Annotated in this window: 19 protein-coding genes, 1 tRNA gene and 1 pseudogene; 14 read left to right on the plus strand and 7 right to left on the minus strand. The window is 68.3% G+C overall.

Annotated elements, in window-relative coordinates; translation table 11 throughout:
- The first annotated feature begins 100 nt into the window (after nt 1-100).
- From WS57_RS32095 to WS57_RS32120, 6 genes are all read left to right on the plus strand, one after another.
- Nucleotides 101-859: a response regulator transcription factor gene (locus tag WS57_RS32095; protein ID WP_059513413.1), complete on the plus strand. Its 759-nt coding sequence runs from the start codon at nt 101-103 to the stop codon at nt 857-859.
- Nucleotides 860-877: 18 nt separating this feature from the next.
- Entirely contained in the window at nt 878-2,425 is a 1,548-nt protein-coding gene (locus tag WS57_RS32100; RefSeq protein ID WP_059513412.1) for a sensor histidine kinase, read from the plus strand.
- Nucleotides 2,426-2,652: 227 nt separating this feature from the next.
- Nucleotides 2,653-4,311 carry an MFS transporter gene (locus WS57_RS32105; RefSeq protein WP_059478862.1) on the plus strand — a complete coding sequence of 553 codons (1,659 nt, stop codon included), beginning with the start codon at nt 2,653-2,655 and terminating at the stop codon, nt 4,309-4,311.
- Between the two features lie 134 nt (nt 4,312-4,445).
- Nucleotides 4,446-4,522 (plus strand) — tRNA-Met (locus tag WS57_RS32110).
- Between the two features lie 131 nt (nt 4,523-4,653).
- Entirely contained in the window at nt 4,654-5,028 is a 375-nt protein-coding gene (locus WS57_RS32115; RefSeq protein ID WP_009689924.1) for a hypothetical protein, read from the plus strand.
- A 4-nt stretch (nt 5,029-5,032) separates the two neighbouring features.
- Complete coding sequence (locus WS57_RS32120; protein ID WP_009689925.1) at nt 5,033-5,386, plus strand: hypothetical protein; 354 nt, start codon at nt 5,033-5,035, stop codon at nt 5,384-5,386.
- Nucleotides 5,387-5,414: 28 nt separating this feature from the next.
- Here WS57_RS32120 and WS57_RS32125 read toward each other — a convergent pair whose 3' ends face one another.
- On the minus strand, nt 5,415-6,389 hold the full coding sequence (locus WS57_RS32125; RefSeq protein ID WP_040128106.1) for a LysR family transcriptional regulator: 975 nt from the start codon (nt 6,387-6,389) through the stop codon (nt 5,415-5,417).
- 234 nt (nt 6,390-6,623) lie between these two features.
- Nucleotides 6,624-7,595 carry a GlxA family transcriptional regulator gene (locus WS57_RS32130; RefSeq protein ID WP_009689927.1) on the minus strand — a complete coding sequence of 324 codons (972 nt, stop codon included), beginning with the start codon at nt 7,593-7,595 and terminating at the stop codon, nt 6,624-6,626.
- Between the two features lie 115 nt (nt 7,596-7,710).
- Between WS57_RS32130 and WS57_RS32135 the strand changes: the two genes are divergently transcribed.
- Nucleotides 7,711-8,394 (plus strand): DJ-1/PfpI family protein, encoded by a 684-nt coding sequence (locus tag WS57_RS32135; protein WP_009689928.1) that lies wholly within the window; start codon nt 7,711-7,713, stop codon nt 8,392-8,394.
- 53 nt (nt 8,395-8,447) lie between these two features.
- Nucleotides 8,448-8,759, plus strand: coding sequence for a cupin domain-containing protein (locus WS57_RS32140; RefSeq protein ID WP_009689929.1), 312 nt, complete (start codon nt 8,448-8,450; stop codon nt 8,757-8,759).
- Between the two features lie 41 nt (nt 8,760-8,800).
- On the opposite strand, the gene WS57_RS32145 is transcribed toward WS57_RS32140, so the two are convergent.
- Nucleotides 8,801-9,085, minus strand: coding sequence for a PAAR domain-containing protein (locus tag WS57_RS32145; protein WP_009689930.1), 285 nt, complete (start codon nt 9,083-9,085; stop codon nt 8,801-8,803).
- Nucleotides 9,086-9,218: 133 nt separating this feature from the next.
- Nucleotides 9,219-9,611 (minus strand): annotated as a pseudogene (locus WS57_RS32150) (MAPEG family protein).
- Between the two features lie 408 nt (nt 9,612-10,019).
- Here WS57_RS32150 and WS57_RS32155 point away from each other — a divergent pair.
- Nucleotides 10,020-13,127, plus strand: coding sequence for a transglycosylase domain-containing protein (locus WS57_RS32155; protein WP_059603368.1), 3,108 nt, complete (start codon nt 10,020-10,022; stop codon nt 13,125-13,127).
- A gap of 41 nt (nt 13,128-13,168) precedes the next feature.
- On the opposite strand, the gene WS57_RS32160 is transcribed toward WS57_RS32155, so the two are convergent.
- Nucleotides 13,169-13,516, minus strand: a complete 348-nt coding sequence (locus WS57_RS32160) for a GFA family protein (RefSeq protein WP_059479175.1) — start codon at nt 13,514-13,516, stop codon at nt 13,169-13,171.
- A 296-nt stretch (nt 13,517-13,812) separates the two neighbouring features.
- On the opposite strand from WS57_RS32160, the gene WS57_RS32165 reads away from it, so the two are divergent.
- Complete coding sequence (locus tag WS57_RS32165; protein ID WP_069245308.1) at nt 13,813-15,198, plus strand: MFS transporter; 1,386 nt, start codon at nt 13,813-13,815, stop codon at nt 15,196-15,198.
- A 115-nt stretch (nt 15,199-15,313) separates the two neighbouring features.
- Nucleotides 15,314-15,559, plus strand: a complete 246-nt coding sequence (locus WS57_RS32170; RefSeq protein ID WP_009689915.1) for a DUF1272 domain-containing protein — start codon at nt 15,314-15,316, stop codon at nt 15,557-15,559.
- Between the two features lie 72 nt (nt 15,560-15,631).
- Here WS57_RS32170 and WS57_RS32175 read toward each other — a convergent pair whose 3' ends face one another.
- Nucleotides 15,632-16,348, minus strand: coding sequence for a FadR/GntR family transcriptional regulator (locus tag WS57_RS32175; protein WP_069245309.1), 717 nt, complete (start codon nt 16,346-16,348; stop codon nt 15,632-15,634).
- 121 nt (nt 16,349-16,469) lie between these two features.
- Between WS57_RS32175 and dgoD the strand changes: the two genes are divergently transcribed.
- Nucleotides 16,470-17,618, plus strand: a complete 1,149-nt coding sequence (dgoD, locus tag WS57_RS32180; protein ID WP_069245310.1) for a galactonate dehydratase — start codon at nt 16,470-16,472, stop codon at nt 17,616-17,618.
- Between the two features lie 108 nt (nt 17,619-17,726).
- Here dgoD and WS57_RS32185 read toward each other — a convergent pair whose 3' ends face one another.
- Nucleotides 17,727-18,659, minus strand: a complete 933-nt coding sequence (locus tag WS57_RS32185) for a CopD family protein (RefSeq protein ID WP_059603358.1) — start codon at nt 18,657-18,659, stop codon at nt 17,727-17,729.
- 381 nt (nt 18,660-19,040) lie between these two features.
- Here WS57_RS32185 and WS57_RS32190 point away from each other — a divergent pair, with 381 nt between their 5' ends.
- Nucleotides 19,041-19,805, plus strand: a complete 765-nt coding sequence (locus WS57_RS32190) for a c-type cytochrome (protein ID WP_059478840.1) — start codon at nt 19,041-19,043, stop codon at nt 19,803-19,805.
- A gap of 19 nt (nt 19,806-19,824) precedes the next feature.
- Complete coding sequence (locus WS57_RS32195) at nt 19,825-21,123, plus strand: c-type cytochrome (protein ID WP_059513398.1); 1,299 nt, start codon at nt 19,825-19,827, stop codon at nt 21,121-21,123.
- Nucleotides 21,124-21,144 lie beyond the last annotated feature (21 nt).

Raw genomic sequence — 21,144 nt, forward strand, 5'->3', positions numbered from 1 at the left:
AGTGTTTTATGCAAGCCCGCAATGCGGGCTGCGTCGTACACGAATCACTTCGGAGACAACCGCGCCGGCGCGAACGCCCTGCCGGTCACCGGTCACGCACATGCGAATTCTCATCGCCGAAGACGACAGCATACTCGCGGACGGCCTCACCCGGTCACTCCGCCAATCGGGCTATGCGGTCGACCACGTGAAGAGCGGCATCGAGGCCGATACGGCCCTGTCGATGCAGGCGTTCGACCTGCTGATCCTCGATCTCGGCCTGCCGAAGCTGTCCGGGCTCGACGTGCTCAGGCGCCTGCGCGCGCGCAACTCCAATCTCCCCGTGCTGATCCTGACCGCCGCCGACAGCGTCGACGAGCGCGTGAAGGGGCTCGACCTCGGCGCCGACGACTACATGGCCAAGCCGTTCGCGCTCAACGAGCTGGAGGCGCGGGTGCGCGCGCTGACCCGGCGCGGCGCGGGCGGCGGCCCGACCGTCGTGCGCCACGGCTCGCTCGCGTTCGACCAGGTCGGCCGGATCGCCTATGCGAACGACCGCGTGCTCGACCTGTCCGCGCGCGAGCTCGGGCTGCTCGAGGTGCTGCTGCAGCGGATCGGCCGTCTCGTGTCGAAGGAGCAGCTCGTCGACCACCTGTGCGAATGGGGCGAGGAAGTCAGCAACAACGCGATCGAAGTCTACGTGCACCGGCTGCGCAAGAAGATCGAGCCAAGCGGCGTGCGGATCGCGACCGTGCGCGGCCTCGGCTACTGCCTCGAGAAGGTCGCGCCCGCCGCGCCGGCCGACCCGCTCGCGCCGCCATCCGCCGCGGCCGACCCGGCCACGCCCCAGCCCGCGACGGCCGGCACGCCGCTGCGCTGACGCCCGGCGCTTGCCGCGATGGCCACGCCGGCCCACTCCCGCCAGCCGACCGGCGAGCCGTCGTCGGCCGCCGACGCCGCGCGCGACGCGCGCTACGCGAACCCGTTCGCCCCGCCCGACGAAACCGACGCGCCCGAAGCCGCGCGCCCGCGCTCGCTGTTCGGCGAGATCCTCGACTGGATGCTCGCGCCGCTGCTGCTGCTCTGGCCGATGAGCATCGCCGTCACCTACCTCGTCGCGAAGACGATCGCGAACGGCCCGTTCGACCGCTCGCTCGAAACCAATGCGTACGTGCTCGCGCGGCAGATCCATCCGGTCAACGGCGTGGCCGAGCTGACGCTGCCGCAGCAGACGCGCGACTTCCTGCGCGCGGACAACATCGACAGCGTCTATTTCCAGGTGCTCGGCACGCGCGGCGAGCTGGTGGCGGGCGAAGCCGACATGCCGCTGCCGCGCGACGAGGATCGCCCGCCGCCGGGCGTCGTCGTGTTCCGCGACGACCTGCTGCGCGGCAACGACGTGCGGGTCGCCTATACGACCGTCTCGCTGCCGCAGACGAGCGGCTCGCAACTCGTGCTGGTGCAGGTCGGCGAGACGCTCGACAAGCGCAACGCGCTCGCCAACGACATCATCAAGGGCGTGATCCTGCCGCAATTCGTGATCCTGCCGCTCGCGATCCTGCTCGTGTGGTTCGGGCTGTCGCGCGGGCTCGCGCCGCTCAACGCGCTGCAGGCGCACATCCGCGCGCGGCGGCCCGACGATCTCTCGCCCGTCGAGGCGCAGCGCGCGCCGCCCGAGATCGAGCCGCTCGTCACGTCGTTCAACGACCTGCTCGCGCGGCTCGAACAGAACATGGCGCTGCAAAAGCGCTTCATCGCCGACGCCGCCCACCAGATGAAGACGCCGCTCGCGGGGCTGCGCACGCAGGCCGAATTCGCGCTGCGCCACCCGGTGCCGCCCGACGTGCAGCGCTCGCTCGAACAGATCGCGACCAGTTCCGAGCAGGCCGCGCGGCTCGTCACGCAACTGCTCGCGCTCGCGCGCGCCGAGAACCGCGCGAGCGGGCTGACGTTCGAGCCCGTCGAGATCGCGTCGCTCGCGCGGCGCGCGGTGCGCGACTGGGTGCAGGCCGCGCTCGCGAAGCAGATGGATCTCGGCTACGAAGGCCCGCCCGACGACGCGCCGATCGACGTCGACGGCAATCCGGTGATGCTGCGCGAAATGCTCGGCAACCTGATCGACAACGCGATCCGCTACACACCTGAAGGCGGCCGCATCACCGTGCGCGTGCACGCCGACCGCACCGCGCGGCTCGCGCATCTCGAAGTCGAGGATACGGGGCCCGGCATCCCGGCCGCCGAGCGCGAGCGCGTCGTCGAGCGCTTCTACCGGATCCTGGGCCGCGAAGGCGACGGCAGCGGGCTCGGCCTCGCGATCGTGCGCGAGATCGCCACGCAGCACGGCGGCACGCTGACGCTCGACGACCACGTCTACCAGACGGCGCCGCGCGCCGCGGGCACGCTCGTGCGCATCAGCCTGCCGCTGTCGGAAGCCGCCCCGGATTAACCCTGACAGGCGGCGCGACGACGCGCCGCGATCGCGTCGAAATCGTCGATTTGCCGACCGTTCGCGACATGATCGGGAGGCAAAGCGGCCGATTGGGCGCGGGTTAACGCGCAGTGGTTTTGTACGCGCGAGTCAGTGCGCCGTAAGTTTCCCTGCCAATAATCGTCGACAGGCCCGCCCCTCCCAAGGCGGCCGCACATCTATATCAAGGGACTTGGAGACGATTCATGGCAACCTTAGGCGGGCAAATTGCGCACTCGCCGATGACGGGCGAAGAGAAGAAGGTGATCTTCGCGTCGTCGCTCGGCACGGTGTTCGAGTGGTACGACTTTTACCTGGCCGGGTCGCTCGCGGCCTACATCAGCAAGAGCTTCTTCTCCGGCGTCAATCCGACCGCGGCCTTCATCTTCACGCTGCTCGGCTTCGCGGCCGGCTTCGCGGTGCGGCCGTTCGGCGCGCTCGTGTTCGGCCGGCTCGGCGACCTCGTCGGCCGCAAGCACACGTTCCTCGTGACGATCGTGATCATGGGCATCTCGACATTCGTGGTCGGCTTCCTGCCCGGCTACGCGTCGATCGGCATCGCCGCGCCGGTGATCTTCATCGCGATGCGGCTGCTGCAGGGCCTCGCGCTCGGCGGCGAGTACGGCGGCGCGGCGACCTACGTCGCCGAGCATGCGCCGGCGCACCGTCGCGGCTTCTACACCGCGTGGATCCAGACGACCGCGACGCTCGGCCTGTTCCTGTCGCTGCTCGTGATCCTCGGCGTGCGCACGTTCATCGGTGAAGAGGCATTCGGTGCATGGGGCTGGCGCGTGCCGTTCGTCGCGTCGATCCTGCTGCTCGCGGTGTCGGTGTGGATCCGGATGCAACTGAACGAATCGCCGGTGTTCCTGCGCATCAAGTCGGAAGGCAAGACGTCGAAGGCGCCGCTGACCGAAGCGTTCGGCCAGTGGAAGAACCTGAAGATCGTGATCCTCGCGCTCGTCGGCCTGACGGCCGGCCAGGCCGTCGTGTGGTACACGGGCCAGTTCTACGCGCTGTTCTTCCTTACGCAGACGCTGAAGGTCGACGGCGCCAGCGCGAACATCCTGATCGCGATCGCGCTGCTGATCGGCACGCCGTTCTTCCTGTTCTTCGGTTCGCTGTCGGACAAGATCGGCCGCAAGCCGATCATCCTCGCCGGCTGCCTGATCGCCGCACTCACCTACTTCCCGCTGTTCAAGGCGCTCACGCACTACGCGAACCCGCAGCTCGAGATCGCGACGCAGAAGGCGCCGATCTCGGTCGTCGCCGATCCGGCGACCTGCTCGTTCCAGTTCAACCCGGTCGGCACGTCGAAGTTCACGAACTCGTGCGACATCGCGAAGAGTGCGCTCGCGAAGGCCGGCCTGAACTACGAGAACGTCGCGGCACCGGCGGGCACGACCGCGCAGATCAAGGTGGGCGACACGGTGATCCCGGCCTATGACGGCAAGGCGGCCGATGCGAAGGCGCAGGGTGCGGCGTTCGACAAGACGCTCGCATCGACGCTGAAGGGGGCCGGCTACCCGGCGAAGGCGGACCCGGCGCAGCTGAACTGGCCGATGACGATCGTGATCCTGACGATCCTCGTGATCTACGTGACGATGGTCTACGGGCCGATTGCGGCGATGCTGGTCGAGATGTTCCCGACGCGGATCCGCTACACCTCGATGTCGCTGCCGTATCACATCGGCAACGGCTGGTTCGGCGGCTTCCTGCCGGCGACCGCCTTCGCGATCGTCGCGGCGAAGGGCGACATCTATTCGGGGCTGTGGTATCCGATCGTGATCGCGCTGGTCACGTTCGTGATCGGGCTGCTGTTCGTCAAGGAGACGAAGGACTCGAACATCTACGCGCAGGATTGAGGCTGCGGGCGGACGATCGGCGGGTTGCCGGGTTGGGCCGGCGCCCGCCGGGATTCGGGCCGCCGCACCTTTTTCAAGAAAGATGAAGAAAGGTGTTGACAGCCGGATCGGCAATCTGCATAATTCAAGTCTTCGGCGAATTAGCTCAGTCGGTTAGAGCGACGGAATCATAATCCGCAGGTCCGGGGTTCGAGTCCCTGATTCGCCACCAAATGTAAAAAGCCGCTGTTCCGCAAGGATCAGCGGCTTTTTCGTTTTCTTTTTTCGTTTTCTTCCCCGCCGCACCGCCTTCCACTTTCCCTGCACAATGCCCCCACCCCGCGAACCCGGCCACCCTCGCCGATGACCCCGACCACTCCGCATCCGAAATGGCGCATCGCCGTCGTCACGCTGGCGGTACTCGCACTGTGCTACTACGCCGCCGGCACGCCGCCCGTTTCCCGACTGCTCGCACCGTCCGTCATCAGCGCGGGCCTCGCGCTCAAGCCGATCACCTATCACTGGCTCAACCGCTTCGACCGCACCCTGCCCGAAGCCGACCTGTACGCGAGCCGCTTCTACGTGCTGCTGCTCGCCGCGCTCAACATGCTGGCCGGCGGTTTCGCCCTGCATGCCCATCGCAGCGCGAAGCGTTTCGCGTTCGTGCTCGCCTGCGCCCTCGTGATGCTGGCCGTGCTCGTCAACGCGCAGATCCACGCGTTCTACCAGGTGGCCTGACGTCATGAACCGACGCGCCGCCATTGCCCTCGCAACCGTCGCCACGCTGCTCACGCTCGTCGGCCTGCTGCCGGTCGTCCGCATCCTCGCGAACCTGACGACCGTCGATCAGCTGCGCCATCTGCTCGGCTACGACTACATGAGCTTCGCGGACAGCCTCGCCGACCGCGATTTCGGCGACGCCGCCAACGACTTCTACATCGGCATCGCCCTGATGCTTGTCGGCGGCACGCTCTTCATCCCGGTCGAACGCACGCGCCCGATTGCCCGCATCGTCGTCGCGGCGCTGTTCGCGCTGCTCGCGTTCAGCCTCGTCTATGCGTGCATGCATCCGCGCATCGGCATCCGGCCGTTCTGATCCCGCCGAGCCAACGCAACCGCCATCGCTACGCCGCCACCGAACGCCGCTTGTCCGGACTGTCGGGCGTACGCAGCTTGCCGCGCCAGTTCTCGCCGCCCTCCAGCGCCGGCGTCGACTCGAACGCTTCGGCGAGCCAGTCGGCGAACACCCGCACCTTCGCGGACAGGTGCCGGTTCTGCGGATAGACGATCGAGATCGGCTTGGGCTTCGGATTGCAGTCCGGCAGCACCTCGACCAGCGAGCCGTCGAGCAGGTTCGGCAGCACCATGAACAGCGTCGGCTGGATCATGCCGAATCCTTCGAGGCCGCAGGTCACGTAGGCATCCGAATCATTGACCGTGACCGTCGCGTTCATGCGCACCTCGACCGGCTTGCCGTCGATCATGAACACCCACGGAACGGCACGCGCGCCGTGGCTCACGCGAAAATTCACCGCATGATGCTCGGTCAGGTCGGCAATCTCGCGCGGCTCGCCATGACGCGCCAGATAGTCGGGCGACGCACAGGTCACGCGCCGCAGCATCCCGATGCGCCGCGCGACCATCGACGAATCCTCGAGCGGCCCGACGCGGATCATGCAGTCGATGCCCTCCTCGACCGGATCCACCGGCCGGTCGGACAGGCCGAGGTCGAGCGTGATGTCCGGGTAGCGCTGCCGGAACAGCGTCAGGGACGGAATCACGAGCCGCCGGCCGAGCGAGCTCGGCATGTGGACGCGCAGCAGGCCGCTCGGCTTGCGGTTGCCCGTCTGCAGGCTCGAGTCGACTTCGGCGATCTCCGAGATGATCTTCACGCAATGCTCGTAGTACGCGGCGCCTTCCGCGGTCAGCGACAGCCGGCGCGTCGTCCGGTTCATCAGGCGCACGCCGAGCAGCGCCTCGAGATTCTGGATGATGGTCGTCACCGACGCGCGCGGCATCGAGAGCGTGTCGGCCGCACGCGTGAAGCTGTTTGCGTCGACCACGCGGGTGAAAACTTCCATTGCCTGGATTCGGTCCATGCTGCTCCCCTTCGAATCGCCAACGGAACAGAATAGAGCGCGCGGCGGCCGCGGCACAAGCCCCCTTCCATTGTTCGACGATCCTGAACAGTTTCAGTACTTCGCAGTGGAAATCGATCGGTTTTCGTTCAGTTCAATTCAGTGCGCTTCCGGTTCCGGACGCCAACCGCGCCGCCCCGATCGCTCGCCGCCAGACGATGACGCGCCGATGACACCGATCGCCGCCGCACACGCTCAGCGCACGAACCGCTCGCGATATCCCTGCGGCGACACGCCCAGCACGCGCACGAAACTGCGCCGCAGCGTTTCCTCCGAGCCGAACCCGCAGCGCGTCGCGATGCGCTTGACGGGCCACGTCGTTTCGCCGAGCAGGCGCTGCGCCGCCTCGACGCGGATCTGCTCGACCGCGCGCGCGGGCGTGCGGCCCGTCTCCGCGCGGTAGTGGCGCACGAAGCTGCGCTCGCTCATGCTCACGCGTTCGGCCAGCGCAGGCACCGACAGGTCGGCGCCCAGGTGCTCGGCTATCCATGCATGCAGTTCGCCGAACCGGTCGTCGGTGCGCTGCATCGACAGCGCCGCGCTGAACTGCGCCTGCCCGCCCGGACGCTTCAGGAACACGACGAGTTCGCGCGCGACGTCGAGCGCGACCGCACGTCCGAGGTCCTCCTCGACGAGCGCGAGCGCGAGATCGATGCCGGCCGTGACGCCGGCCGACGTCCATAGCGCGCCTTCGCGGATGAAGATCGGATCGGCTTCGACGCGCACGTTCGGGTAGCGCGCCGCGAGTTCGTCGCAGCGCGTCCAGTGCGTGACCGCGCGCCGCCCGTCGAGCAGGCCGGCCTCGGCCAGCAGGAACGCGCCCGTACAGACCGACGCGATGCGGCGCGCCTGCCCGGCCTGCTGCCTGACCCAGCGCAGCACGCGCGCATCCTGCGACGCGGCGTGCACGCCCTTGCCGCCGGCGACGATCACCGTATCGGCGCGACGCGCGCCCGCACGCAGCGAGTCCGCCATCACCACGAGCCCCGACGACGTCTCGACAGGCCCCGCATCCGCGGACACGACGCGCGGCGCATACGGCGCCGGCTGCCCGCGCTGCTGCGCAAGCTCGTTGACGGACGCGAACACCTGCAGCGGCCCCGACACGTCGAGCAGCTGCGCACGGGGAAACGCGAGGACCAGGATCGAGCGAGGGGCGGCGGACATGGCGATTGGCTGAAAACGTGGGCGATATGGCAATTTCGCCAAACACTACGCGCCTAGAATCGATCTGTCCATCCCGCGCCGGCGCGCGCACCCTTCACTTCATCGGAGTATCCGCATGACCGTGCATATCGGCTTTCTCGTGTTTCCGGGCGTCCAGCAGCTCGATCTCACCGGCCCGCACGACGTGCTCGCGTCGCTGCCCGACGCAGCCGTTCATCTGGTGTGGAAATCGCGCGAGCCGGTCGCGTCGAGCAGCGGGCTCGCACTCGCACCGACCTGTACGTTCGCCGACTGTCCGCCGCTCGACGTGCTGTGCATTCCGGGCGGCATCGGGATCAACGCGCTGCTGCTCGATGCGCAGACGATCGCGTTCGTGCAGCAGCGCGCGGCGAGCGTGCGCTATCTGACGTCGGTCTGCACCGGCGCGCTGCTGCTCGGCGTCGCGGGCCTGCTGCGCGGACGCCGCGCGACGACGCACTGGGCGTACCACACGCTGCTCGAACCGTTGGGCGCGGTGCCGGTCCATGCGCGCGTCGTGCGCGACGGCAACCTGATCACCGGCGGCGGCGTGACGGCCGGCATCGATTTCGCGCTGACGATCGCCGCGGAACTGGCCGGTGACGACGAAGCGCAGGCGATCCAGCTGCAGCTCGAATACGCACCCGCACCGCCGTTCGACGCCGGCTCGCCCGACACCGCGCCGGCGTCGGTCGTGCAGCGCGTGACCGAGCGCTCGGCGGCCGGCCTCGCGAAGCGCAGGCAGATCATCGACGAGGCGCTCGCGGCGATGTCGCGCTGAACCCGGCCGCTCGCGCCGCAGGCAACCCCACCGTTTACGGAAACGACGCAGACATGAACATCATCCGCAGCGCCGACTTCACCGCGAGCCGCCCGTGGGGTGCACTCGACATCGCGAACCTGAACGGCATCACGGTCCGCCTGCACTGGACCGACCAGCCGTATCGATGGCACGTGAACGACGGCGAGGAAGTCTTTGCGGTGCTCGACGGTCGCGTCGAGATGCACTACCGCGAAGCGGGCGTCGAACGCGTGGCGATGCTGGAGTCAGGCGACGTGTTCCATGCGCCCGCAGGCACCGAACACGTCGCGCATCCGGTCGGCGAAGCGCGCATTCTGGTGATCGAGACCGAGGGCAGCGTCTGACGACGCAAGCCCTTGCGCGCCCACGTCGCCGGCCGCGGCGCTTACGCCGAGAGCGCCCCGCTGCGCTGCGACGCGACGAGCTTCGGTTGCGGCGTGCACAGGCATTGGCACAGGTCGTTTTCGAGCGCAACGACCTTGCCCATCACCGACATCGTGTGCTCGCCTCCGTCCGGCACGATCACGCCTTGCGTGTTGCACGCGGCGCAGAACACGGGCGCGCCGAGATACGTGAGTTCGCGTCCGTCGAACGACGAACCGGCGATCCCGTCGAGCACGGCGCCGCCACGATCGGTGGTGTCGCCTTTCAGAATGAAGTTGCGGCTCATGATGTCCGTGATTCCCTCGGCAATGCCGCGCGACGCAGCCGGCGGCCGCGCCCGGGCGATCGGTATCCGCTCGTCGCTCGCGAGCGTGCGGCGAGGATAGCAGACCGGTCGCGACGCCGGAACGCGTCGTCGTTCAGACGAACAGCGCGATGCACAGCGCGGCGCCGCACAGATACGTGCCGAGCGCGCCGACGAAACGAGCGGGATTCGGATCGGCCATCGTCGGTCAGGCCAGCAGGCCGACCACGAGCAGGCAGCGGCACACGGTCGCCGCCACGATCAGCGACAGGATGACGCGCGACGGATCGTGCGCACCGAAATAGAGAAACAGCACCGCGAGAAACGGCGCGTATTCGGCCGTGTTGCCATGCGCGCGAACGATCTTGTGCAGCGCATTCGCCGGATCGGCCGCGCAGCCGGACCCGGTGACGGCACGAAAGCGCGCGGCGGACACGAGCAGCCCGAGCCCGAACAGCAGCAGCCCGAGGATCGCCGTGCAAACGAGTGCAACCGGATGGATGGCCATGGGACGTCACCCGAAGACGGTGAATCAACCGCGGGATTGTCGATCCTACCCGCAGCGCGCAGACGCCGCTATTGCGGAAACCCGTAGCGCTGCCCGCGCCGGTTCGCGAATTTGATTCGGCACGAATTTCGAGCGTGCCGCGCGGCAGCGAACCCGCGCGGCGCCCGCCGCGCGCAGCCCCGCCCGCCGAGGCGCCCCGCCGCCATCATTTGCACGAACGCGCCCGTCGCGACCTGCACCGATGCGCCAGGACGGTGCGTGCCTTGCGGCGCCACCGTCGCGCGTCCCGGGCACGCGCGTTGCGTCGACGCATCTCCGTAGTGACCGCCCTTGGCAGTACGCGGTTGAGGACTACACTAATCCTTAATGGGGTGCGGCCGGAGCCCGCGCCTTCAGGGAGATGCCGCCATGAATCGGCCGCTGAATCGCATCCTGCCGCGCGTGACCGGTCCTGCATCGGTCTGGACGTGGATCAAGTGGTCCCTGCTTGCCGCGCTGGTGATCGCGGTCGCGATCATCGCGCGACTCGTGCAGACCGAGATCGAAACCTCCCGCCTGCAGGCGCACTATCTGTCTGAGCTGACGCGCGACGTCGGCTACACGGTCGACGCCGGCGAGAGCGACCACATCCGCTTCCCGGCGAACGGTCCTTACGATCAGCGCCTCGGCTATTCGATGATCCCCGCGTTCCAGCAGCGGCTGCTCGAGCGCGGCTTCGTCGTCAGCAAGCAGGCGCGCGACTCCGACCGGATGCTGTCGCTCGCCGATCGCGGCCTGTTCCTGCCTTACGACGAGAAAGACCAGGCGGGCCTGATGCTGTTCGATTCGACCGGTGCGCCGCTGTTCGCGACCGTGTTCCCGCAGCGCGTCTATGCGGACTTCGACACCATCCCGCGCGTGGTGGTCGACTCGCTGCTGTTCATCGAGGACCGCTACCTGCTCGACGCGAACCAGCCGAACCGCAACCCGGCGCTCGACTGGGGGCGCTTCAGCCGCGCGCTCGCGGATCAGGCGCTGCACGTGGTCAACCATCACCAGGCGCGCCCGGGCGGCAGCACGCTCGCGACGCAGATCGAGAAGTTCCGCCATTCGCCCGACGGCCGCACCGCGACGCCGCCCGAGAAGCTGCGGCAGATCGCGTCCGCGTCGGTTCTCGCGTATATGGGCGGCCCGCAGACGATGCCCGCACGTCGCATGATCGTCGTGCGCTACCTGAACTCGGTGCCGCTCGCCGCGCGGCCCCACGTCGGCGAGATCACCGGCATCGGCGACGGCCTCGCCGCCTGGTACGGCCGCGACTTCAACGACGTGAACCGGATCCTGTCCGCGCCGACGACCGGCGACAACGTCGACGAACAGGGCGAGACGTTCCGCCAGGTGCTGTCGCTGATCATCGCGCAGCGCGCGCCGTCGTACTTCCTCAATCGCGGCTATCCGGCGCTGCAGCGGCTGACCGACAGCTACCTGCGGCTGCTGTCGAACGGCGGCGTGATCTCGCCCGCGCTGCGCGACGCAGCGCTCGCCGCGCACATCGAGCGCGCCGCGCCGCCGGCCGCCGCGCACGTGCAGTCGTTCGTGTCGCGCAAGGCCGTGACCTCGGCGCGCGCGTCGCTGCTCGCCGCACTCGGCATGACCGATCTGTACCAGCTCGACCAGATGGACCTGCAGGCCACCAGCACGCTCGACAACGGCGTGCAGCAGGCGGTCGCCGAACGGCTCGCGCAGGCGTCGACCCGCGAGGGCGCGCAGGCCGCCGGGCTGTACGGCTTCGAGATGCTCGCGCCGAAGGACGACCCGTCGCACCTGACGTACAGCTTCACGCTGTACGAACGCCGTAACGGCGCGAACCTGCTGCGCGTGCAGACCGACAGCGTGAACCAGCCGTTCGACGTCAATCGCGGCGGCCGCATCAACCTCGGCTCGACCGCGAAGCTGCGCACGCTGATCACCTATCTGCAGATCGTGTCCGACCTGCATGCGCGCTACGGGAACCTGTCGAACGCCGAACTCGCGCGCGTGAAGCCCGACCCGATCGACGGGCTGTCGCGCTGGGCGCTCGACTACCTGTCGCATACGCGCGACCGCTCGCTGCAGGCGATGCTCGACGCGGCCGTCGAGCGCAAGTATTCGGCGAGCCCGGACGTGTTCTACACGGGCGGCGGCGCGCAGGTCTTCTCGAACTTCGACAAGTCGGACAACGGCCGCATCATGACGCTGCACGCGGCGTTCGAGCATTCGGTCAACCTCGTGTTCGTGCGGCTGATGCGCGACATCGTCCACTACGAGACGATCCAGGCGGCCGGCCCGTCGTCGTCGTGGCTCGACGATCCCGAGCAGCGCAAGCACTACCTGCAGCAGTTCGTCGACGGCGAGAGCAAGGTCTACGTGAAGCGCTACTACACGCGCTATGCGGGCAAGGCGCCCGACGACGCGCTCGCGCTGATGCTGCAGGACGTGCGCAAGTCGCCGCCGAAGATCGCGACCGTGCTGCGCAGCGTCGCGCCGAACGAATCGCTCGCATGGTTCGACGCGCAGATGCGCGCGCAACTGAAGGGCACGCCGGCCGCAACGCTGTCCGACGACGATCTCGCCGCGCTCTACGCGAAGTACGCGATCGACCGCTTCAATCTCAACGACCGCGGCTATATCGCGAGCGTGCATCCGCTTGCGCTGTGGACGCTCAATTATCTGCGCGCCCACCCGAGCGCATCGCTCGACGACGTGCAGCGCGACAGCCGCGACGCGCGCTTCTATACCTACTCGTGGCTGTACAAGACGCGCTACCACGCGACCCAGGACCGGCGCATCCGCCGCATGGTCGAGTTGCGCGCGTACGCGGCGATCACCAAGGCGTGGCGCGCGCTCGGCTATCCGTTCGCGGAAGTCACGCCGTCGTACGCGGCCGCGATCGGCGCATCGGGCGACCAGCCCGACGCGCTCGCGAAGCTGATCGGGCTGATCGCGAACGGCGGCCAGAAGGCGCCGACCGAGACGATCACGCGGCTCGACTTCGCGCAGGGCACGCCGTATGAAACGCGCTTCGTGCGCGCGGCCGCGCAGCCGCAGCCGACGCTGTCGCCCGAGATCGTCAAGGTCGCGCACACGCTGCTGCGCGACGTCGTGCTCAACGGCACCGCGCGACGGATCGCAGGCGGCTTCACGCTGCCCGACGGCAAGACGTTCGACGTGTACGGCAAGACCGGCACCGGCGACCAGCGCTTCAACGTGTATGCGCGCGGTGCGCGGCTGATCGAATCGCGCAAGGTCAACCGCAGCGGCACCTTCGTGTTCGTGATCGGCGACCGGTTCTTCGGCGTGCTGACGGCGACCGCGCACGAGCCGTATGCGGCGCGCTACGACTTCACGAGCGCGATGGCCGTGCAGTTGCTGCGCTCGATGGCGCCCGCGCTCGCGCCGCTGATCGAGCGCCCGGCCGATGCCGGCGCGCGCTCGGCCGGCACCGCGCCGCAGGCCGAGCTGCCCGCGCCGAAAACCGGCGCGGCGCAACCGTCGTGACCGCGCGGCACCGTCGCTGACGGCATCGCGCGCCGCGCCGCTCAGTGCGAGCGGCCGTCGAAGTGCGTAACGGGCAGCGCGTCGAGATCGACATCCTCGACGCATCGCACGTTGATCGCGGCCATCGCGGTGCCGTTCGGATGGACGCCCTCGCCGAACGGATGAATCCCGCAGCGCTTGCAGAAGCGATGCTTGATCACGTGCTTGTTGAACATGTAGGTCGCGAGGTGCTCGTCGGGCGTGAGCAGCGTCATCCGGTCGCGCGGCACGAACCACATCAGCGCGCCCTTGCGCTGGCAGATCGAGCAGTTGCAGGCCATCACGCCCTGCAGATCGCCTTCCACCTCGAACTTCACGTCGCCGCAGTGACAGCTTCCGCGATAAAGCATGGTCGTCTCCCGGTTGGCGCCGCACGCAGCGGCGACGCCGTTATAGGTTGCGCGCCATGATGCGCACGGCCCGCATGCATCGTCAATCGGCCGATCGCGGCATCGGCGAAGCGGTGCATCCGCGCGGCGCGCCCGCCCGGGCAAACCCTCGAAGCGTTCGATCATCGAACGCTTACGCGCGATGATCGAACGCTGGGTCTTGTCGCTTCCCCGCGCCGCCCCTAGTCTTTCAGTTTGTAATGAACGCGATCGACGCGTCGATTCGTGCAGAGAACCCAACGAAAACGGAGACAGCCATGACCGCACCGGCGGCCCGCGAACCCCAACCCGGACACCAGTCGAAGCAGGCCGCCGCGAGCGGCTGGATCGGCTCGGCGCTCGAGTACTACGACTTCTTCATCTACGCGACGGCGGCAGCGCTGATCTTCCCGCAGATCTTCTTTCCGAAAGGCGACCCGACCACCGCGATCGTCGCGTCGCTCGCGACCTACGGCGTCGGCTATGTCGCGCGGCCGATCGGCGCGTTCGTGCTCGGCCATCTCGGCGACACCCACGGCCGCAAGACCGTGCTGCTGTCGTGCATGTTCCTGATGGGCTTCGCGACCATCGGCGTCGGCCTGCTGCCCACCTACGACCAGATCGGCCTGCTCGCGCCGGTCCTGCTCGTGATCCTGCGGCTGATCCAGGGCTTCGCGGTAGCCGGCGAAATCTCCGGCGCGAGCTCGATGATCCTCGAACATGCGCCGTTCGGCCGGCGCGGCTTCTTTTCGAGTTTCACGCTGCAGGGCGTGCAGGCGGGCCAGGTGCTCGCCGCGGCGGTGTTCCTGCCGCTCGCGCACTACATGCCGGCCGAGCAGTTCAACAGCTGGGGCTGGCGCATCCCGTTCCTGCTGAGCGTCGTGGTCATCTTCGCGGGCTGGATGATCCGCCGCAACGTGATGGAGACGCCTGCCTTCACCGGCGAGGAAGCGCGGCAGACGCGCTCGCGCTCGCCCGTCGTCGATGCCTTCAGGTTCCACTGGGCGGACATGCTGCGCGTGGTCTGCATGGCGCTGATGAACGTGATTCCGGTCGTCGCGACGATCTTCGGCGCGGCCTATGCGGTGCAGCCGGCCTACGGCGTCGGGTTCGCGAAGGACGTCTATCTGTGGATTCCGGTCGCGGGCAACATCGTCGCGGTGCTGGTGATTCCGTACGTCGGCAGCCTGTCCGACCGGATCGGCCGCAAGCCGCCGATCGTGTTCGGCGCGCTGCTGTCGGGGCTGCTCGCGTTCGCTTATCTCTATGCGATCAGCATCAAGAGCGTGCCGCTGGCCTTCACGATGTCGCTGCTGATGTGGGGCGTGGTCTACCAGGGCTACAACGCGGTGTTCCCAAGCTTCTACCCCGAGCTGTTCCCGACGCGCACGCGCGTCTCCGCGATGGCGATCGCGCAGAACGTCGGCACGGCCGTCACCGCGATGCTGCCGGCGCTGTTTACGGCCGTCGCGCCGCCCGGTGCCGCCCACATCTGGCTGACCGTCGGCGCGATCGCATTCGGCATCACGGTGATCGCCGCGCTGGCCGCGCTCAGCGCCCGCGAAACCTATCGCATTCCGATGAACGAACTGGGCCAACCCGATGCGCAGCCGGTCGAGAAGGCCGAGTACGACCGCCGCCGCGCGCAGGCGCGGGCCGCGTGAAGTGCGACCTGAAGTCGCCTGGACGTTGGCCGGACCGCTTCACGCGCGTACAGTATCGAGCGTCTGCGCCGCCCGGCGGCGCAGCCTCCCGACTTCCCGACCCAAGGAAACCGCGATGCTCGAACTGCGCCCCGGCTGCGAATGCTGCGACAAGGACCTGCCGCCCGATTCGGCGGATGCGCGCATCTGTACATTCGAATGTACATTTTGCGCAGCCTGCGCCGCCGACGTCCTGAAAGGCCGCTGCCCGAACTGCGGCGGCGAGCTGGTCGCGCGCCCGCGGCGGCCGGCGGCCCTGCTCGCGAAATATCCGGCATCGACGCAGCGCGTGCTCAAGCCGGGCGGCTGCGCGAACGCGTAACGACCGCACAAACGGCGACCGCCCGTAGCCGGTCGCCCGCCGCCAGTCCCCCGCAGGCGGTCCCCCGCACCATCACGACTGCTCGATGCGCGCGCGCGTGACCGCGAGCAGCGCGGCCATCGTCCGGCGCGCGCCTTCCTCGTCACGCGCGCGAATCGCCTCGCCAACCGCCTCGTGCTCGGCCAGCGACGCGTTGTACACCGTCGCGCGCCGCGCATTCAGATGCAGCTGCGCCTCGAGCGTGCGGTCGATCAGCGCGCCGAGCGGCACCAGCAGTTCGTTGCCGCCGGCTTCCAGCACGCCGAGATGAAACCGCAGGTCGGCCCGCACCCATTCGTCGACATTCCGCGCGGCGCTCATCGCGCGCAGCGCGTCGTCGATCGCGTCCATGCCGTGCGACGCATGCGCGCGCGCGGCCAATGCAGCCGCGTGCGGCTCGATCATTTCGCGCATCTCCTGCAGCTTCAGCGCGAACGCGAGCGGCGGCGCGACGCGCGCATACCAGTCGAGCAGGTCGGCATCGAGCAGGTTCCACGCGCGGCGCGGCCGCACGCGCGTGCCGACCTTGGGCCGCGATTCGACGAGCCCCTTCGACGTCAGCGTCCGCAGCGCCTCGCGCAGCACCGTACGGCTCACGCCGAACATCTCCATCAGGTCGGGCTCCCTCGGCAGCAGCGATTCGGGCGGGTAGTCGCCGCGCAGGATCGCCGTCGCGAGCCGGAAGGCCGTCTGTCCATGCAGGTCGCGTTGAATGATCGTTCTCCGTCGGGGCGCCTTCCGGCTGCCCACTATCTGCACAATAGTGCTATTAATACTATTTTTTAGCGCACTACGCTAGGATAACCGCGAAAAGCACGCGACCGGCGTCGGGCGAGCCTGCCCGCACCGGTCCACTCCGGAGACTTGCGTCATGAAAATCACCCGACTCGAAACTTTCGTCGTCCCGCCGCGCTGGCTGTTTCTCAAGATCGAAACCGACGAGGGCATCGTCGGCTGGGGCGAGCCGGTCGTCGAAGGCCGCGCGCATACGGTCGAAGCCGCCGTCCACGAGCTCGCCGACTACCTGGTCGGCAAGGATCCGCGACTGATCGAGGATCACTGGCAGGTGATGTATCGCGCGGGCTTCTACCGCGGCGGCCCGATCATGATGAGCGCGATCGCGGGCGTCGACCAGGCGCTGTGGGACATCAAGGGCAAGCATCACGGCGTACCCGTCCACGCGCTGCTCGGCGGCCAGGTGCGCGAGCGCATCAAGGTGTATTCGTGGATCGGCGGCGACCGGCCGAGCGACGTCGCGAACAATGCGCGCGCGGTCGTCGAGCGCGGCTTCAAGGCCGTGAAGATGAACGGCTCCGAGGAACTGCAGATCGTCGATACCTACGACAAGGTCGAGCAGGTGATCGCGAACGTCGCGGCCGTGCGCGACGCGGTCGGCCCGCACGTCGGGATCGGCGTCGACTTCCACGGCCGCGTGCACAAGCCGATGGCGAAGGTGCTCGCGAAGGAGCTCGATCCGTACAAGCTGATGTTCATCGAGGAGCCGGTGCTGTCGGAGAACGCCGAGGCGCTGCGCGACATCGCCAACCAGACGAACACGCCGATCGCGCTCGGCGAGCGGCTCTACTCGCGCTGGGACTTCAAGCACATCCTCGCGGGCGGCTACGTCGACATCATCCAGCCCGACGCATCGCACGCGGGCGGCATCACCGAGTGCCGCAAGATCGCGACGCTCGCGGAAAGCTATGACGTCGCGCTCGCGCTGCACTGCCCGCTCGGCCCGATCGCGCTGGCTGCGTGCCTGCAGCTCGACGCGGTCAGCTACAACGCGTTCATCCAGGAGCAGAGCCTCGGCATCCACTACAACCAGGGCAACGACCTGCTCGACTATCTGCGCAACCCCGAGGTGTTTCGCTACGACGACGGCTTCGTCGCGATCCCGCAAGGCCCGGGGCTCGGCATCGACGTCAACGAGGAGAAGGTGCGCGAGATGGCGAAGACCGGCCATCGCTGGCGCAATCCGGTGTGGCGTCACGCGGACGGCAGCGTCGCCGAGTGGTGAGATGAGGCGCACCGCGCGCGGCTGCGGCCCGCGCGTCGCGCATCGACATCGTGCGGCCGCCCGAGGGCGGCCGCTTTTACGTGAGAGACGGCACGCGCGCGCCGACGCTCAGCCGAGCGTCGCGTATCCCGGCACGCTGAACGACAGCACGGCCGCCGCGACGAACACGCCGATCATCGTCAGCGCCTCGAGATGCAGGATGTTGCGGAACGTATGCGCGTCCTCGGTGGACGCCGTGCGTCGCAGGCGCGGCAGCGCGGAGAAGCGATTCAGCGCGCCGAGCACCAGCGCGAGCGCGACGAGCAGCAGCTTGAGCAGCAACACGCGGCCCCACGTACTGCCGTCGAGCGGCGTGAGCGAGCCGCCGAGGCCGCGCAGCGCATTGAGCACGCCGGTGCCGAGCACGAACACGACCGCGATCACCGACGTGCGCGACAGATGCTGGCCGACGCGGATCAGCGCGCCGCGCGCGACCGACGAGCCGAGCGCGGGCAGCACCGCGAGGCCGCCCGCCAGCACGAGGCCGCCCCACACCGCGGTGGCGAGCAGGTGCAGCGTCTGCACGCCGACGGCCGCCGACAGCGCGCCCATGTCGGCCGCATGGCCGAGCGATGCCTTGCCGGCCGCGACCACGATCACCGCGAGCCACAGCACCGCATGCGCGAGCGGGCCGTCCGGCTTCGCCAGCGCGACGATCGCGAGCAGCACCGCGCCGCCGAACGCGACGCTCCACGCGAAGCCCGCGTGTGTCTGCGTGAGCACGACGGGAATCGCGGCCAGCGCGCCGCCGAGCCCCGCGCCGCTCATCGACGCGGCTTCATAGACGAGCCAGCCGAGATCCGCGAGCACCAGCGCCAGCGCCGCCGCGACCAGCGAATGTTGCGCGCGCAGCCATGCCGGATGCGACGGCGCGACGACGGGACGCGCGCCGTCCTTGCCGAGCCAGCCCTTGAGCAGCGCCGAGCCGACCGCCATCGCGAACGCGGCGTCCATCAGTGCCGCAAGCGCGACCTGCCCGATCCACAAGCTGTCGATCCTCATCGCGCGCGCCCTCCCGCGAACGACAGGCCAGCGGCGCGGCGGCGACGGAGACGGAGCGAATGGCGGCAAACAGGCAACGGCACGGTAAAAAACGTCATCGATGAATCCGGAAGCAGGAGAAATGACTGGGACAGCGGCGGAGGCGGCGCCGCGCGACCCGCGAGTGTACGGTCTTCGATGGACAAAAGACACGCCGGTTCACGCGACCCGCGCACGACGCGCGTCAAATTGTCGCAAGTCGGAAACAGACAGGAACCGATGTCCTTTTGCCAAATAGCCGTCATTACCCATCGATGATAGAATGCCGCGTCGCAGCAGCCCGGCTGTCCTGCCGTCATGCCGAGCCGATCGTAGCCCGGAACAGGTCCCCGACGAATAAACATGGAGTCTCGTGTGTCTTCAAGACGCCTCATCCGTCCGCTGCTCGCCGTTCTGTTGATCGGCGGAGCGGGCCTTACGAGCGCTGCCCAAGCGCAGACCAAGCCCACGGAGCAAACCAACGCCCAGCAGGCGCCGCTCAAGGCACCCGATACCATGGCCGAGCGCGTGCGCGGCTGTACCGCATGCCACGGCGTCCACGGCCAGGGCACGGACAACGATTATTTCCCGCGTCTTGCAGGCAAGCCGGCCGAGTACCTGTACAACCAGCTCGTCAACTTCCGTGACGGCCGGCGCAAGTACCCGCCGATGAACTATCTGCTGACCTACCTGAACGACGACTACCTGCGCGAGATCGCCGAGCACTTCTCGGCCGAACGTCCGCCGTACCCGACGCCGGCGAAGCCGACGCTGCCGGCCGCAACGCTCGCGCGCGGCAAGCAGCTCGTCACGCAGGGCGATCCGTCGCGCAAGCTGCCGGCCTGCGTGGCCTGCCACGGCGCAGGCCTGACCGGCATGCAGCCGGCGATCCCGGGCCTGGTCGGCCTGCACGCCGACTACCTCAGCGCGCAGCTCGGCGCATGGCGCTCGGGCAACCGCCACGCGAAGGCGCCCGACTGCATGCACGAAATCGCCTCGAAGCTTTCCGACGAAGACGTGACGGCCGTGACGGCATGGCTCGCCGCGCAGCCGGCGCCCGCCAACCCCGTGCCGGCTCCGGCGCGTTCGATGAAGACTCCGCTCGCCTGCGGCAGCGAACCGCAATAAGGCAAGGGAGACAGACACAATGAAACGCAAGTCCCTGTTTGCACTCTCGGCTGTCGCGATCGTCGCGGCAGCGGCCCTCGTGCCCGTCCTGTGGCCGGGCAACGACACGCTGCACGGCGCTTCCGCCGTCGCGGCCACGCCGGCCGACCAGGCCGCGCTGATCAAGAAGGGCGAGTACCTCGCGCGCGTCGGCGACTGTATCGCGTGCCACACCGTGCGCGGCGGCAAGCCGTTCGCGGGCGGCCTGCCGATGGCCACGCCGTTCGGCACGATGTACACGCCGAACATCACGCCGGACGACCAGGCCGGCATCGGCAAGTGGACGTCGGACGACTTCTATCGCGCGATGCACACCGGCCGTTCGAAGGACGGCAGCCTGCTCTACCCGGGCTTCCCGTTCGCGAGCTACACGAAGGTCACGCGCGCGGATTCCGACGCGATCTACGCGTACCTGCGCTCGGTCGCGCCGGTGTCGGTGCCGAGCCGTCCGCACGAACTGAAGTTCCCGTTCAACAACCGCAACCTGCTGATCGGCTGGCGCACGCTGTTCTTCAAGGAAGGCGAATACAAGCCGGATCCGACCAAGTCGGTCGAATGGAACCGCGGCGCGTACCTCGTCGAAGGTCTCGGCCACTGCTCGATGTGCCACACGTCGATCAACATGATGGGCGGCCCGGTGAGCTCGGCGGCCTTCGCGGGCGGCCTGATCCCGCTGCAGAACTGGTACGCGCCGTCGCTGACGAACGACAAGGAACTCGGCCTCGGCGACTGGCACGTGCAGGAGCTGTCCGACCTGCTGCAGGCCGGCGTGTCGAACAAGGGCGCGGTATTCGGCCCGATGGCGGACGTCGTGCACAACAGCCTCCAGTACATGACCGACGAAGATACGCGCGCGATGTCGACGTACCTGAAGTCGATCCCGCAGAAGGCTGAAGCGCCGAAGAACATGCAGTACGAGCCGTCGAAGCAGTTCGGCAACGCGCTGTTCGACCAGGGCAAGAAGATCTACGCGGACAACTGCGCGACCTGCCACGCCGAAACCGGCGCCGGCAAGCCGCCTGCATATCCGCCGCTCGCGGGCAACCATTCGATCGTGATGGAATCGGCAGTCAACCCGATCCGCATGGTGCTGAATGGCGGCTATCCGCCGAGCACCTTCAAGAATCCGCGTCCGTACGGGATGCCGCCGTTCGCGCAGTCGCTGTCGAACCAGGAAGTCGCGGCAGTCGTCACGTACATCCGGATGTCGTGGGGCAACAACGGTACGCCGATCTCTCCGCAACAGGTGAGCGACCTGCGTTCCGCACCGCTCGACTAAGAAGCGGCTGACACAAACGGG

Origin of the sequence: Burkholderia pseudomultivorans, from assembly GCF_001718415.1 — a bacterium.
Lineage (GTDB): Bacteria > Pseudomonadota > Gammaproteobacteria > Burkholderiales > Burkholderiaceae > Burkholderia > Burkholderia pseudomultivorans_A.

Excerpts from the sequence above, each read along its gene's own strand:
- WS57_RS32115 (WP_009689924.1), top strand. The coding sequence starts at position 4,654 with ATGACCCCGACCACTCCGCATCCGAAATGGCGCATCGCCGTCGTCACG.
- WS57_RS32100 (WP_059513412.1), top strand. The coding sequence starts at position 878 with ATGGCCACGCCGGCCCACTCCCGCCAGCCGACCGGCGAGCCGTCGTCG.
- WS57_RS32155 (WP_059603368.1), top strand. The coding sequence starts at position 10,020 with ATGAATCGGCCGCTGAATCGCATCCTGCCGCGCGTGACCGGTCCTGCA.
- WS57_RS32125 (WP_040128106.1), bottom strand. The coding sequence starts at position 6,389 with ATGGACCGAATCCAGGCAATGGAAGTTTTCACCCGCGTGGTCGACGCA.
- WS57_RS32140 (WP_009689929.1), top strand. The coding sequence starts at position 8,448 with ATGAACATCATCCGCAGCGCCGACTTCACCGCGAGCCGCCCGTGGGGT.
- WS57_RS32145 (WP_009689930.1), bottom strand. The coding sequence starts at position 9,085 with ATGAGCCGCAACTTCATTCTGAAAGGCGACACCACCGATCGTGGCGGC.
- WS57_RS32130 (WP_009689927.1), bottom strand. The coding sequence starts at position 7,595 with ATGTCCGCCGCCCCTCGCTCGATCCTGGTCCTCGCGTTTCCCCGTGCG.
- WS57_RS32170 (WP_009689915.1), top strand. The coding sequence starts at position 15,314 with ATGCTCGAACTGCGCCCCGGCTGCGAATGCTGCGACAAGGACCTGCCG.
- WS57_RS32095 (WP_059513413.1), top strand. The coding sequence starts at position 101 with ATGCGAATTCTCATCGCCGAAGACGACAGCATACTCGCGGACGGCCTC.
- WS57_RS32190 (WP_059478840.1), top strand. The coding sequence starts at position 19,041 with ATGGAGTCTCGTGTGTCTTCAAGACGCCTCATCCGTCCGCTGCTCGCC.
- dgoD (WP_069245310.1), top strand. The coding sequence starts at position 16,470 with ATGAAAATCACCCGACTCGAAACTTTCGTCGTCCCGCCGCGCTGGCTG.
- WS57_RS32135 (WP_009689928.1), top strand. The coding sequence starts at position 7,711 with ATGACCGTGCATATCGGCTTTCTCGTGTTTCCGGGCGTCCAGCAGCTC.
- WS57_RS32160 (WP_059479175.1), bottom strand. The coding sequence starts at position 13,516 with ATGCTTTATCGCGGAAGCTGTCACTGCGGCGACGTGAAGTTCGAGGTG.
- WS57_RS32185 (WP_059603358.1), bottom strand. The coding sequence starts at position 18,659 with ATGAGGATCGACAGCTTGTGGATCGGGCAGGTCGCGCTTGCGGCACTG.
- WS57_RS32165 (WP_069245308.1), top strand. The coding sequence starts at position 13,813 with ATGACCGCACCGGCGGCCCGCGAACCCCAACCCGGACACCAGTCGAAG.
- WS57_RS32195 (WP_059513398.1), top strand. The coding sequence starts at position 19,825 with ATGAAACGCAAGTCCCTGTTTGCACTCTCGGCTGTCGCGATCGTCGCG.
- WS57_RS32120 (WP_009689925.1), top strand. The coding sequence starts at position 5,033 with ATGAACCGACGCGCCGCCATTGCCCTCGCAACCGTCGCCACGCTGCTC.
- WS57_RS32105 (WP_059478862.1), top strand. The coding sequence starts at position 2,653 with ATGGCAACCTTAGGCGGGCAAATTGCGCACTCGCCGATGACGGGCGAA.